The following is a 14,894-nucleotide window of genomic DNA, read 5'->3' on the forward strand; positions in this document are numbered from 1 at the left end:
AAAAAATATATGTTATAATTTAATAAATAAGTAAAAAATATTATAGTTAGGGTGAGAAAATTGAAAAAAAAAATTGGTATTGTCGCTGATTCCTCTTCAGGATTTTCAATTAAAGATTTAAAAGAAATGAATATTGGATTTTGTCCATTATTAATCACTTTTAGTGATGATACAACTATTACTGATGACCCTAACATTCTAAAGGATGAAGAATTCTATAATAGAATAGTTCATGAAAAACAATCTGCCAAAACTTCGCAAACACCACTTGGTCAAATGAGTATAATTTGAGAAGATGCTTTAACTAAATTTGAAAAGATTATTTTTATTCCTTTATCAAAGGGGTTATCGGGTCAATATAACACTGCTACTATGTTATCAAAAGAATCTAATTTTAAAGATAAAGTTTTTGTTTTTGATAGTAATGGTGTTTCAGTTATTAACTGACTATTAGTTAAAAAAGCATATCAAATGTCACTTAACGAAAAAAATAATGTTAATGATATTATAGAAGCACTAAAATTAATAAGAGATAACTATATAGCATTTATTTTACCTTATGATTTAAATTATTTAGTTCGTGGTGGTAGGATTTCAAAATCAGCAGCAGCCTTAGCTACTATGTTAAAAATAACTCCAATTTTATCTTTTGACGGAACCATTGATAAATTTGATAAAACAAGAACATGAGATAAAGCTATTAAAAATACTCTTAAAAAAATTAATAAAAGTAAAAAAATAGAAAGCATTACTCTCTTTTACATTATTCATGCTTTTGCTGAGGCAAAAGAAATAGAAAAAGTTACAAAATTTGTTAAAGATTATGGCATTAAAAACGTCAAAACTAATAATTTAGCAAACGTAATTTGTGCTCATACAGGAATTGGAACCTTCAGTTTTGTTGCTTTTAATTTAGATAAAGATAAGTTACCAAAATTATAACAATAAAAAATTCACTTTTATGAGAAACATTTAAAAGTGATTTTTAATAATGGCAGGGGTGGCAGGACTCGAACCCACAACACTCGGATCTGAAGGCCGATGTTCTACCATTGAACTACACCCCTAAAATATTTAATTTAAATAGTACATGTTCAATTTTACGCGAAAGAAGTTTTAAGTTCAATTAAAATTTCATTTTTTTTATTTTTAATTCACATTTATCACAAATTCCATGAATTTCTAACTTATAATGTGAAAAATAAAAATTATTTTTAGTTGCTAATTTTTCAAGTTTTTCTTCTTGTAATGGTGAAATTTGTTGTTTATCTTCGAAAGAGGCATGAATAATTTTATTACAAAAATTACAAATAATATGAACGGTATTTTCTGATAGTTCATAAATTATTTGTTTTCCTTCAAAAACATTAGCATGAATAATATGTTCTGTCATTAATAAATCAATAGTATTATAAATACTCATAATATTAATATTATCATTACCTTCTTTTGTTAAAAAACTAATAATATCATTAATACTAACATGTTGCTTAAGCGTTAATACTTTAATAACTGCTTTACGAACATCAGTTAAACGATAGTCTTTATCTTTCAACTTTTGGATAATATTTTCAAAATTTTTATTCATACTAATCTCCTGATAAAATATAATATTACTTTTTTTTATTTTTTTCAATTGCTACTAATCTTTCAATTTCATTTATTAAATCTTGAACTGTTTTTGTTTGTAAATCCAGTAATTTATTATCATTAATTTTTACATTATGTTTTTCTTCTATTTTAATAACAATCATTACTAATTTAAGAGAGTCAATTTTTACATCTTTAAATTTAGTTTTGGGTGTAATTTTTTCTTTAATTTCTGGATAATCTTTTTTAATAATTTGATGAATTTCACTTAAAATATCCATAAATTCACTCCTAATTTAAATCATTTTTATTAATAGTTATACTTAATATAACATAGAGCATTAAATTTTATTTGTTATTTTAAAATATCATTCTAAATAATCTAGTTTTAAATTAGTATTATATTCAACTCATACAGCATTATTTAAAATATTAAAATGAAAAATAAAATTATTAATTTTTCATTGTGGAAATGTTTTAATAATTAACTTTAAAAATATGTATTGAAATAAATCTTGATTAAATTGTATTTTATATATAATCTGTGACTGATTTGCTAAGATAGTACTATTTTTATCTAAAATAATTGTAATACTTTCATTTAATTTTTTAATATCAATAGCTTCTAGAACTATGTCTGGATTTAAATTTTCTTTTTTATCATCTACGGTCTCTAATTCTACATCATATTCTTTTACCATTTCATTTAAATTTTTATTAGTTGAAAAATTTTTGATAATAAAAAATAACATAATACTTAATGTAATAGTGATAGTAATAATTAAAATGCTAATTTGTAACCTACGTATAAACATTTTATACCTTTATTTGACTATGAATTAAATACTTATAATCAATAAAACTAAAGTTATCACTACTATAAAATTTTAATATTTCATTGTAAGTTAAACTAAAATTAGTGGTTGTCACTCAATTTTCACTATAGAATGATATGGACCACCAATAATTGGTTCACTACTTTCTTCAATAAATTTTAAATTAATATCATATTTAAAAAAGGTTTGAAAATTAAATGGAATATTTATATTAAAGTGAAAACATTTAAATCTTGGTAAATCAAATTGATTTTTTCCTATTTCATCATTCAATACTATTTTATTTACAATGCTATTATAAATAGTACTATAAAATTCTAAATAATATTCATCAATATTTTTTTTATTACGTAATAAAAAAGCTGGTATTTTATTATTTTGATAAAATTTTGATAGATTTTCATTAATATTTAATGATGTATTTTGTTGTAAATCAAAATTATTATTAAATATTAATATTTTACGTAATATTGTTTCTTTATCATCATAATAATAATCTTTTACTTTTGGAAAATGTGATACTAGATAACGTTTGATTCTTATTGGCACTATATTTGCAGTATTAATATTATTACCAGAAAACTTAAAAACCTCATCTAATCTTGATTTTCCACCAACTATCATGTTCTTCATGATCTTTTTAGAAAAAATATGATAAAATCCTTTATCAGAGAAATTTGTCGTTAAAATAATGGGATTTTTAATTTCCAAATTAAAATTTGTTGTAATAAACATTTTTGGTTTAATTTGTAATTGATACTGTGGATTACTATTAAAATAAAAACTAAGTGTTCCATAATTATGTTTATTATTAATATGACGAACTTGCTTTAAATTACTAGGTTTTTTACAATTAAAACTATAATTTAAAATATTTATATTATCTTTTTTAATTGCTATTGCTGGTAAAATTATCTTATAAGTTTTCATAACCATATGTAAAAAAGAAATATCAGCATATGGACCAAGCTTATTATTTTCAAGTAATTCTAAATATGAAGAAGTAAGAAATACTCACTTAATTGATTTAGATATCACAAGTTGTCCACTTGCCTGCTTAATATTACTATAATTCAAATCATATTGAAACGTTACATCGTCAAGTAATCCTTCACTTGGTTCTTTGTTAATATCAAAATCATAACTATATGCTTCTACAATTTGAAGTTCAATATAATAATAACTGCTTTTTTGCAAAGTTTGGATTGGAAAGCCAACCACTGTAAATCTTGGAATTAAAAATAATTCTTTTTCATAAATGGGGCTGTTTTTTACATCACTCGTTAAATTCATCTTTTGTTCTAAAAAACTACGCGAATTCAATAAATCAATGCTATTAATATTCATTTTATATCCTTAAATTAAATATAAGTATAAAAAACGCTTAATAGCCGTTTTTTCTAATTTTTCATATTCTTTGATATGATAATATTTTTTTCATCAATTTTTATTTGATTTAACTAAGAACGTTCTAACAATATAACTATATTCATTTTTTGGTAATAATGCTAAAACTGTATCAACAATTTGTACATGTTTTTCACAATTTTTTAAATCTTTATTTATCGCTATCTTATTAGCATAGTGAACACTATCCTCTTTCAAAACATAATTTTCTTTAAAATTATTATTTGCTAATGTTAATTTTGCTTGTTCATATTTAACAAAAATAGCAGCAATTAGTTGCTTATCAGCACTTATTTGTTCTTTCGTTATTATCACCTCAATAATAATTTAAAAACAAATAATTATCTTTCCTCTATTTTATTTCTATTTAACTGACTAATTTTAATATGATCTTGCAAAATAAGTTCAGACACTATTAGGAGTTTGACACTTAAAACAATTACTTGGTTTTTTATACGGTTCTAAAGGAATACAACGTGATGTTGTACCAGTTAAACTTTTAATTTCTTCTTCACACTTTATTTGATCACAAAAAGGTACAATAAAGAAACCTTTATGAATTTTAACTAATTTATGATATTCATTGAAATCTGTTAACTCTTTTAAACTTGTATTTAATTTTTTTTGTGAATTATTAAATAAATCTTTATTTAATTTATTTAATTGATTAATAATAGTTGTTACTAATAGTTTTTCATTATTAATTTCAACATCAATAGTATCTAAATTATGACGTAAAATTAATTTAATTACTTGATTTTCAATTTCTTGCTCACCAATTGCAATAGTAATTGGAATACCTTTAATTTGACTTTCACTTTTCTTATAAGAAAAACTTTTATTATCTTCATTTATTAATACTCGGAAATGAGAACTTAAAATTTTAAATATTCTTTCAACAGTTATTTTAACTTTATCACTTTTAGGTGATAAATTTAAAAGCATAATCTGATGTGGCGCAATTATAGATGGCAATACTAAACCCAGATCATCGCTATGCGCCATAATTAAAGCACCAATTAATCTTGTCGATACACCTCATGATGTTTGATATCCTAATTCTTGTTTATTGTCTTTATTACTAAATTTAATATTAAATACCTTTGTGAACTCTTGACCAAAATAATGACTAGTACCGGCTTGTAATGCTTGTCCATCTTGCATCATAGTTTCAATTGTATATGTCATTTTTGCTCCAGCAAAACGTTCGTGAATTGTTTTTGCACCAACAATAACTTTAATTGCTAATTGTTTTTCAATAAAATCAGCATACAACTTAATCATTTTTAATGTAAAGTTTTTTGCTTCTTCATCGTTATTATGCATTGTATGTCCTTCTTGTCATAAAAATTCACTAGTTCTTAAAAATGGTTTTGTATTTTTTTCTCATCTAACAACATTACATCATTGATTATATAATAATGGTAATTGTTTATATGAACTAATTATTTTTGAAAAATGACGACAAAATAAAACTTCTGAAGTAGGACGAATAATTAGTTCCACTGATAATTGATTATTTCCAACTTTAGTTACAGTTGCACATTCTGGTGCAAAACCCTCAATATGATCTTTTTCAACTTGAAATGCTTTTTGACTAATTAAAAGTGGTAGCATTACATTTTCAATATTTAAAATTTTAAATCTTTGATTTAATAAATGTTGAATATTTTCTCAAATTGCATATCCGCGAGGACGAAAAATAATGGTACCGGCCGCTGAACCATTTTCTGCACCATAATCACAAAGTTCTGCTTGCTTAATAACATCAGTATATCATTTGGCAAAATCAATCTCTCTTGCTGTAATATTTTTATTCTTTGCATTATTCATAATGATCTATTCACCTTTCGTTGATTGACTTTTATGTCACTTCCAATAATTTGGGTAATTTAAAGCATCTAGCACTTTATTTGCTTGTTCTGATTCTAATACTTTTCCTAGTAAATAGTCAACCTTTAATCCTTTTAAAACAATAATTTCAGGAACGTTAATAATACCACGAGCTAAAATATTTTTAACACCTAAAATTCTTAAATAATGCAAACAAATAATAACATCAATATATTTACTAAAACTAAAAGTAACTTGTTCTAATAAATTAGAAGTTAAAACTACATAATCAGGTTTAAAATGATTAATTAATTTAAAATTATCAATATGACGTAAATCATGAGTAAAAGAAATTTTTATTTTATTACTACGAATAGTTTTAATAATTGAATCATACTTATTCCAACTATTAATTTCACCAATATCTTGAAAATCAAAAATTAAATCACAATTTTCAAAAAGATTTTTTCTCTTATTAACAAGAGCAATTAAGTTTGTTAAAATAGTTTTATCTTGTAACTCAATTAAACTAACAGGAAGAATAAGGTTTTTTTCTTGTTTTAATTTTGCAAATTTTTCAAATGTTTGAATAAATAAAGGCTCATTTACTTTTCATCACAATCCTGAATCTTGAATATTACGCATCAAAACAATAAACGAAACATAATAAGAATTTTTAACAAAATTTCATCAAGCATAGTAACAATTTGGTTCATTTGAATTATCACTTTTATATACTGGTCTAATACTAACACTTAATAATTTTTCCATTTGTTCTGATTGTAGAAGTGAATAATGATTATAATCGGGATAATTTAAAATATCATTTGTCTTCAATTTGATTTCAATTAAGTCTCTACTTTGTACTACTTCTAATTGATTCTTATCAATAATTTTATTATATAATATATAGACATTTGAAGCATCAGTTTTTACTGAAGCATAAACACATAATATTTGACTTTGAATCTGCAAATAACTACTTTTTTCTACTAAATTACGTTTAATATAACTATTTATTTTTTTTTGGAATCGATATAAATTTATTTTCTTATTTCTAGAATAAATTAAAAACTGACCATCATAATATTTACAAATAATAGTATTATCTAATCCTAAAGTTATTTTACTATAATATGAAATTAATAATTCCATTCGTTCAATATTATTAACAGTTAAAATATTTTCTAATGCTAAATAATTCTTTATTTTTATTAAAATCATATATTCAAATTGACTATTTATTTTTTTATTATATTTTTTTTGACTAAAATTATCTAAAATAGTTTGTACAAAAACTGACTTTACCACTGTTAACTCATTTTGTTGTAAAATAATTGCTTGTGAAATAGCAAAACGATTATAACGAATATTACTTTGCATTTGACCATACAAAACTTTATTATTATTATCAAAATAATCAATTGATAAATCATAAACAATAACTTTACTTCCTAATTGAAAGGAAACCGAAAAATGACACGGCTCAAATGGAACTTTATTCACTAATAAATCTTGAATAAAAATTTCAATTTTTACTTTAGTTTTACGATTCATCATTGATTTAAATACAAACAATGAAATTCGTTTTTTACGATTTAAAACTTCTAAGCGTTCAGAAAAAGTAATGATTTCATTTTTTAAATCAATTTTCAATGGAACTAAACTTAACAAATCACCATGGATAACATTATAATATTGATTATTACGATGATTTAAACGTATAAATAAAATAATTATTATTGTCATAAAAGGAATTAAAGCAATAATTACAATTGCAGATCAATGCATAATTTTACCTCCATTTAATCAGAGCCTAAAGTAATATTACCATTATTTCCTTGGAAAAGTTTTAACTTTAGTCTTTGATTATCAATATATAATTTAGCTAAACGAAACATTTTGCGATCTTTAACCAAAATTCAATCAATAGCTTCAACAGGAATTGTTTCGTATATTTGAACACGATTAGTATCAACATTTAAACCTCAATCTTTAGTAGTGTTTTGAAATAGTTTATGAATATCAACAGAAATAATAGCTATTTTATTAACATCAACATTTTGCTCTGCACATCACTTTCAAAAAAAATGACGTGTTGAATTACCTAACTCTAATTCTAAATAAGTAGCATGTTCTAAATAAGTTCAAACAATATATTCTTGCTTTGGCAATAATTTAATTTGTGAAGAAGGTTTAATTCCTTGTTCTAATATTAAAGTAATATTACTAACATCAGTATAAAAAAATAAGTTAAAAATATTTTTATTTTCTAAATGTTTAATAATTTGAATAGTTGATCTTCTTCTAAAATTTAAAAAAATATTATTACGTTTTTTATTATTCGTTGAAGTAGAAGATTTATTAGATTTTTTTTGTTTTTTAAACCTATTAAAAAAAGGATTTTTTTTTTCATTGTCTTCTGATAATTTAGAAATATCCAAATTAGGTTGATTTTCATCACTAAAATATTCTTTAATTTTTTTAATTCGTCGACTTCAACCCATAAATTATGACCACCTTATTATTAATATTTACCTAATTATACTAAATTTTTTTAAAATAATGGTGCTAAAATTCTAAGCAATAATAAAAATACACCCCGATAGGCAAAACTACGATGTAGTAGTGGATTACTAATAATTAAACTAGAATGAATAAAATCTTTTTCAAATGAAGCAGATAAATCACTATTTGTTTTACTATCATAAACAATTACTAAAGTTTGATGATCTGAATAAAGACTACGATAATCAAGATTAGTTGAACCAATAATAGTAATATCATCATCAAAAATACCAGACTTAGAATGGTTAAAAACATTATTATATTCGTAAATTTTAACACCTGACTCAATCAATGAATCATAATAAGTTCTTGACATGTCTAATGATAAAAATTTATCAGTAATTCCGGGTAATGATAATCTAACATCAACACCAGAATAAGCACTATTACGCAATGCAGTAATTAAATCGCTAGTTGGAATTAAATAAGGAGTACTAATTCAAACTCGCTTTTTAGCATTACTAATAAATTTAATAAATAAATCTTTTTGAATTGTTTCTTTAGTAATAGGTCCATCATCAATTACTTGGACAATAATATTATTTTTAATTTTTATTTCAGATTTTTCAGCACTAATATCAAGAATATTACCAGTAATAAAATGCCAATCTTGTCTAAATATTAAATCAATTGATTTAACAGCTTCCCCAACAATTCTAATTTGGGTATCTCTTCAAAAGCCATACTTTGCAGAAAGATAAATATAGTTATCTGCTAAGTTAACTCCACCAGCATAACCAATATTCCCATCAATAATAATATCTTTACGATGATTACGAAAATTATAATTTCCTGTCATAAATGGTAATCTAACTGGTGAAAATTTATGAATAATAATTCCCATTTTTTTCATTTTTCATATTTTATATTTTGATAAACTAAAATATGAACCAACAGCATCATAAATCATATAAACTTTAACTCCTGCTTCAATCCTTGCTTTTAAAACATTAATAATTACTTCTAACAGCTCCCCTTCACCAAGAATAAAATAATTAATAAAAATATAACTTTTTGCTTGTTTTAAATCTTCAATTAATTTAACAAATTTATTAGGACCATTATTTAAAATTTGAACATCAGTATTATTATAAAATGGTCGATGAGAAATTCTTGTTGTATAGTTAAATAAAGATAAAGTATCTTCACTCAAAGTTATTTTTTTTGATTCTAAAATTGAATTAGCAAAAGTTCAATCTTCTTGGGTATAAAAATAACTATTTGTTTTTAAATAAGCTTTTTGTTTTCGTCGATAACGATAAGGACGACCAAAAGTTCAATATAAAAAAATACCGATGATTGGCAAACATAAGATAACCATAATTCATGATAGTTTTGCATCTTGCATACGATTGGTAATGAAAATAATAATACCAGTTAAAATAGTTAAAGTAATAATTATCATCAAAATAATTCATAAATATTTAATATAATTAAATATAACAAAAACTATTGTTGCAATCAAAGCAATATATAAGATTAATGATAAAAGTAAGTTTACTCGTTTACGCATGATTTCTCCTTAATATAAAGAGTTCTTTATTAAATTATATCTAATTATTAATAAATTTATTATTTAAAAGTAAAAAAAGCAATTAATGCTTTTTAAATAATGGCGGAATGGGAGAGATTCGAACTCTCGCGACAGTTTCCCGTCCTAACTGATTAGCAATCAGTCCTCTTCAGCCTCTTGAGTACCACTCCAAAGTTATAATAATTATTTTTTTTACAATTATTATTATAACTTTAATTTTAAAATTTACTATGTATTTTTTAATTTTTTTTAAAAAATCCTATATTCCAAAATAAAATTTCACTATTTTTTAAATTAAATAAATAATATATTACTAAATTTGTTACAAATTTATTTTTTTACTTGAAACTACTATTTAATTTATACAACACAAACATTGCATTGATAATTTTCACTATCCTCTAAAACCTCTTGACGAATACGAACATAATAAATTGATGAACAACCTTTTTTAAAGGCTCTAATATAAGCTTTATTTAAATCACGAGTTGTCGCTTTATCAGTAATAAATAAAGTTAAAGAAATTGCTTGATCAACGTGCTGTTGTGCAGCTGCTACAATATCAATAATTGGATTAGGACCTAATTCATACCCACCTTCAGTGTAATATGATAAATTATTATCATCAATCTTATAAGCAGGAACATAAACACGACCTAATTTTCCTTCTTTTCGTACCTCAACAGGAGCGACTACCGGTTGTAGACTTGGTGTACACGAAGATAAATAACTAATTGAACCAGTGGGTGCTACTGCCATTAAATGTGAATTAGCCAATCCCGTTTCTTTAATTTTTATTACTAATTCTTTCCATTGCTTCTGAGTTGGAATCATAATGTTATATTTTGTAAATAATTCTTGTATTTTTTTTGTTTCAGGAGTTCATTTATCTGACTGACATTTTATATATTTATCAAAATATGAACCATCAGCAAATTTTGAATTTTTAAATCCACCAAAACTTCCAAATTTTAATGCTAATTTATTTGAAGCACTAAAAGCATGATAAGCCATAACATAAAAGAAAATATTAGTAAAATCAATTGCTTCTTTTGAATCATAAAAAATATGATTTGTTGCTAAAAATCCATGTAAATTCATAGCGCCTAAACCCAAAGCATGATTTTTTTTATTTCCATATGCAACTGACGGAGCACTAGAAAAATCACTACTTCTTGATACGTGGTCTAATGAATGAATTGCTTGAAAAATAACCTCACCAAATTCACTTCCACTTTCCATTACTTTTGCAATATTAATACTTCCTAAATTACAACTAATATCTTCACCAATTTCTTTAAAACTTAAATCACTATTAAATTCACTAGCTGTACTTACTTGAATAATTTCACTGCACAAATTACTCATAACAATTCTACCGGGATGAGCATTATTTTTATTTACTGTATCATCAAATAATAAATAAGGATATCCACTTTCAAAATGTAATTCAGCAATCATTTGAAATAATTTGCGAGCACTAATAAAATTTTTACTAATATCAGGGTTTTTTAACATATTATAATACTCTTTAGTAATAGAAATATCTGTCATTGCTTTACCATAAACTTTTGCAATATCATAAGGACTAAAAAGTGCCATCTGTTCATTGTTTTTTGCTAATTCAAAAGTAATATCAGGAATAACTACTCCTAAAGACATTGATTTAATACGAATTTTTTCATCTGCATTTTCACGCTTTGAATCTAAAAATAACATAATATCTGGATGATGAACATTTAAATAAACTGCCCCAGCACCTTGTCTTTGACCTAGTTGATTAGCATATGAAAATGAATCTTCAAGAATTTTCATAACTGGGATAACGCCTGTTGCTTGATTTTTAATATTTTTAATTGGAGCTCCAAATTCTCTTAAATTTGTTAAACACAAAGCAACTCCACCGCCACGTTTTGATAACTGTAATGAAGTAGTAATAGCGCGAGCAATTGATTCCATGTTATCTTCAATTCGTAAAAGATAACATGAAGTGTATTCACCTCTTTGTTTTTTTCCTGCATTTAAAAATGTGGGAGTAGCTGGTTGAAATCTACCAGACATAATTTGTCTTAAAATTTTACTAGCATGTTCAATATTACCATCAGCGAAAAATAAACTATTCATAACAACTCTATCTTCATAATTTTCTAAATATTGTTTACCATTAAAACTTTTTAAAGCATAAGAATTATAAAATTTTAAAATACCCATAAAACTCGTAAACTGATAATTAAAACTGTATGCTTCATTTGTTAATCGTTCAATTTCCGTAATTGAATATTTATTAATTATTGTTTCATCATAATATTGATTTTTTACTAAATATTCTATTCTTTCTTTAACGGTTTTAAAAAGCAATAAATTTGGTTTAATATGATTTTTCATATAAGATTGTGCTGCTTGCAAATCAAATTGTGCATTATTAGTAGTTTTTGCTCTAGCATTTAAAGTAACATATTCATCACTTTCTAAAGTTCCAGATAAAGTATTTATTTCATTGGTATTTTTTTTATCTTTATCTCAAAAATCTACTAATATATTTTTTATTGTTGATACATCATTATTAGTTCCTAATAATTCAAATTGAAATAATAGTGGGACATTTAATTTTTTTGAAAGAATTGGCCCGGCAATTGCAAAAGTATCACCAAAATTAGTATTCCCCGACGCAATAACACCACGACAAAAATTACGATTTTGCTTATTATTTAAAAATTTAATTACCTGTTTAGGAACCGCCCCTTCTTTAATATCACCACCCCCACTATATGTTGGTGTTATTAACACATAATCTTTATCAACTAAAATTTCCTCTTGTAGATCATGAGGAATTCTTGAATTTAAAACCTCTAATTTTTGAATAAAACGATGAGTATTATTTGACAAAGAAGAAAAATAAACAACATGAATTTTTCCTTCTGGCTTTAATATTTTTTGGTTTGAAACTTTTACAACATCATTATGCATTTTTTTCTCCTTTAAAATTAAAATTCTCAATCTTCATCTTGCGTTTCTACAGTAATGCCCATTACATAAGATGAACCATTACCTGAAAAGAAATCGTGATTTTCATCAGCTCGAGCTGATAATTGATTAAAAATTTCTGGCTTAATTCTTGTTTGTTCTTCACTAAAAGGTGAATCATATCCTAAATTTTGTAAAAACTTACCAGCATTATATAAACTAAACTTAATAGCATCTTCAGCTAAATTAAATTCTTGATATAATTCTGTTAAATATTGCTTTTCTAAATCAATTAATTTAAACAATAAATCAAATACAAATTTTTTCATTTCTTCTTGTTTTTCTTTTGGTAACTTTTCAACTTTTCTTTGATATTTATAGCCACTATAATAATTATGAATAACTTTATCACGTAAAATTAATCTAATAATATCTGAAGTATTAGGTAATTTACTACGAGCAGATAAATAAAATGGTAAATAAAAACCACCATATAATAAAAAACCTGGCATTAAAGCGGCAGCTACTTTGGATTTTAAAGGATCATCACTTGTATAATAAGGAATTAGTGCACGTGCTCTGGCTTGTAAACTTTCATTATTAATCACTCATTCATGAGCAGATTCAATCTGCTCACTAGAACATAAAGTTGAAAAAATTGTTCCGTATGATCGAGCATGAACTGCTACCATAAAAGCAAAATTTGTGTAAATAACTTGTTCATGATCAGTTAAAGAATTAGGTATTTGTGCGATATCACCAACTGTTGCCTGAATTGTATCTAATAAAGTTAAACCTGTAAATGTTCTTGTTATTAACTCTTGTCATTTTGGATTTAATGTTTTTCAAGAAGTTAAGTCATTAGAAACAGGAATTTTTTCTGGTAACCAAAAATTTTGAGTAATACGGTTTCAAACCTCTAAATCTTTTTCATCATTGATTACATTTCAATTTACAGACCGCATTTTTCCATTAAAATTTTTCATAATATATTCTAATGGTGACTGTGATTGTTGAAAATATTTGTTATCTTTTGCCATTTATTATTACCCCTCTACTTAATTACACAACTAAAAACATCCCCTATATTATATAAAGGATTATATAAAGGATGTTGTCATTATTAAAAATTACTTTATTAAAATTACAAATATTAAAAAATAAAAGTAATTATTAAAAATAATCATTAATTCACACCCAGGAATATAATATCACTTAAAAAATTAGACCGGTCTACTGGCTTAGTTTCATTTTACTTGTTACCCTTCTCAAAGTTTTATCTTCAATGGTTTTGTAACGTTCATCAACATCACAGTTGCTGGGGCAGCAAAGAATTCTCATCTTTTTTCCGAACATCTAAAGTTCCTTGTTATTTAGTTGTATAAATATTCTACTACAAGAAAAACAATTTTGGTAATTTATAAATACATTACTATGTATTTTTTTAACCTCAACTATTTTAAAATTATTCTTAATTTTTTTATTATGAAAATTTTCATTTTAATATACAAAAATAATTTAATATATTATTTACTGTTGTTTTTTAAAGTAAAAAACATTAATCTTTATACTTTATTTGTTAATAACTTTTTTTCAACTTTTTGTAATTGTTTAATAAAATCATTAATAGTACCGTTATTTTTAACAATAAAATCAATATCTTTATTTAAAATTAAATATTTTTTTTGTTGATTTAATAATGAAATAACTTGTAAATCATTAACATTATCACGTTCTTTTATTCGTTGGATTTTTTTATCTTCTTCAGCCTCAATTAAAAGAATTTTATCAACTAATAAATTTAAATTTGCATTAAATAATACTGCACAATCAATAACAATTAATTTTTGGTGTATTTTATTACGAATAATATCTTCTTCGACAATTTTTATCATTTTTGGTCAAATAATATTTTCTAATTTACGTAAAATATGAGGGTGCTGAAATGCTTCATACCGTAATTTTATTTTATTAATTGTTTTATCATTATTAATAAAAGTATCACCAAATTCATTAATTAATGCTTTTTTTGTTTCTTTTAGTGTATAAATATGTTTAACAACTTTATCAACAAAAATAACATACGCACCTTTATTTTGAAAAAAATTTGTAGCAGTTGTCTTACCTACTCCCGCTTCACCAATAATACCAATAATCATGAG

At 23.9% G+C, this 14,894-nt stretch carries 13 protein-coding genes, 2 tRNA genes and 1 riboswitch; of the genes, 1 reads left to right on the forward strand and 14 read right to left on the reverse strand.

Going from position 1 to position 14,894, the window contains the following annotated elements; all coding sequences use genetic code 4:
• The first annotated feature begins 60 nt into the window (after positions 1 to 60).
• Positions 61 to 942 carry a DegV family protein gene (locus ACXUB0_RS09070; RefSeq protein ID WP_458258452.1) on the forward strand — a complete coding sequence of 294 codons (882 nt, stop codon included), beginning with the start codon at positions 61 to 63 and terminating at the stop codon, positions 940 to 942.
• 50 nt (positions 943 to 992) lie between these two features.
• Here the strand turns inward: ACXUB0_RS09070 and ACXUB0_RS09075 are convergent.
• The 14 genes from ACXUB0_RS09075 to coaE all read right to left on the reverse strand — a co-directional run bounded on the left by ACXUB0_RS09075 (position 993) and on the right by coaE (position 14,891).
• Positions 993 to 1,067: transfer RNA gene (locus tag ACXUB0_RS09075), tRNA-Trp, on the reverse strand.
• A 59-nt stretch (positions 1,068 to 1,126) separates the two neighbouring features.
• The gene (locus ACXUB0_RS09080) at positions 1,127 to 1,588 is read right to left on the reverse strand and encodes a Fur family transcriptional regulator (protein WP_252319930.1); all 462 of its coding nucleotides are present in this window, start codon (positions 1,586 to 1,588) and stop codon (positions 1,127 to 1,129) included.
• Between the two features lie 25 nt (positions 1,589 to 1,613).
• Positions 1,614 to 1,871, reverse strand: a complete 258-nt coding sequence (locus ACXUB0_RS09085; protein ID WP_252319928.1) for an acyl carrier protein — start codon at positions 1,869 to 1,871, stop codon at positions 1,614 to 1,616.
• Between the two features lie 60 nt (positions 1,872 to 1,931).
• Positions 1,932 to 2,342 (reverse strand): hypothetical protein, encoded by a 411-nt coding sequence (locus ACXUB0_RS09090; RefSeq protein ID WP_458258453.1) that lies wholly within the window; start codon positions 2,340 to 2,342, stop codon positions 1,932 to 1,934.
• A gap of 153 nt (positions 2,343 to 2,495) precedes the next feature.
• On the reverse strand, positions 2,496 to 3,773 hold the full coding sequence (locus ACXUB0_RS09095) for a hypothetical protein (protein WP_458258454.1): 1,278 nt from the start codon (positions 3,771 to 3,773) through the stop codon (positions 2,496 to 2,498).
• A 9-nt stretch (positions 3,774 to 3,782) separates the two neighbouring features.
• Positions 3,783 to 4,148, reverse strand: coding sequence for an MG284/MPN403 family protein (locus ACXUB0_RS09100; protein ID WP_458258455.1), 366 nt, complete (start codon positions 4,146 to 4,148; stop codon positions 3,783 to 3,785).
• Between the two features lie 66 nt (positions 4,149 to 4,214).
• On the reverse strand, positions 4,215 to 5,666 hold the full coding sequence (gene proS, locus ACXUB0_RS09105) for a proline--tRNA ligase (RefSeq protein WP_458258456.1): 1,452 nt from the start codon (positions 5,664 to 5,666) through the stop codon (positions 4,215 to 4,217).
• Positions 5,667 to 5,672: 6 nt separating this feature from the next.
• Positions 5,673 to 7,457, reverse strand: coding sequence for a hypothetical protein (locus tag ACXUB0_RS09110; RefSeq protein ID WP_458258457.1), 1,785 nt, complete (start codon positions 7,455 to 7,457; stop codon positions 5,673 to 5,675).
• 14 nt (positions 7,458 to 7,471) lie between these two features.
• The gene (locus ACXUB0_RS09115) at positions 7,472 to 8,173 is read right to left on the reverse strand and encodes an acetyltransferase (protein WP_458258458.1); all 702 of its coding nucleotides are present in this window, start codon (positions 8,171 to 8,173) and stop codon (positions 7,472 to 7,474) included.
• Positions 8,174 to 8,223: 50 nt separating this feature from the next.
• The gene (gene cls / locus ACXUB0_RS09120; RefSeq protein WP_458258459.1) at positions 8,224 to 9,747 is read right to left on the reverse strand and encodes a cardiolipin synthase; all 1,524 of its coding nucleotides are present in this window, start codon (positions 9,745 to 9,747) and stop codon (positions 8,224 to 8,226) included.
• A gap of 100 nt (positions 9,748 to 9,847) precedes the next feature.
• Positions 9,848 to 9,938, reverse strand: a tRNA-Ser gene (locus tag ACXUB0_RS09125).
• Between the two features lie 190 nt (positions 9,939 to 10,128).
• A complete protein-coding gene (nrdE, locus tag ACXUB0_RS09130) occupies positions 10,129 to 12,735 on the reverse strand; it encodes a class 1b ribonucleoside-diphosphate reductase subunit alpha (RefSeq protein ID WP_458258460.1) in 2,607 nt (868 codons plus the stop codon).
• A 17-nt stretch (positions 12,736 to 12,752) separates the two neighbouring features.
• Entirely contained in the window at positions 12,753 to 13,772 is a 1,020-nt protein-coding gene (gene nrdF, locus ACXUB0_RS09135) for a class 1b ribonucleoside-diphosphate reductase subunit beta (RefSeq protein ID WP_252319910.1), read from the reverse strand.
• A 169-nt stretch (positions 13,773 to 13,941) separates the two neighbouring features.
• A riboswitch (cobalamin riboswitch) is annotated at positions 13,942 to 14,107 on the reverse strand.
• A gap of 190 nt (positions 14,108 to 14,297) precedes the next feature.
• Positions 14,298 to 14,891, reverse strand: coding sequence for a dephospho-CoA kinase (gene coaE / locus ACXUB0_RS09140; protein WP_252319908.1), 594 nt, complete (start codon positions 14,889 to 14,891; stop codon positions 14,298 to 14,300).
• Between the last annotated feature and the right edge of the window lie 3 nt (positions 14,892 to 14,894).

Source organism: Spiroplasma endosymbiont of Dactylopius coccus (assembly GCF_977110965.1).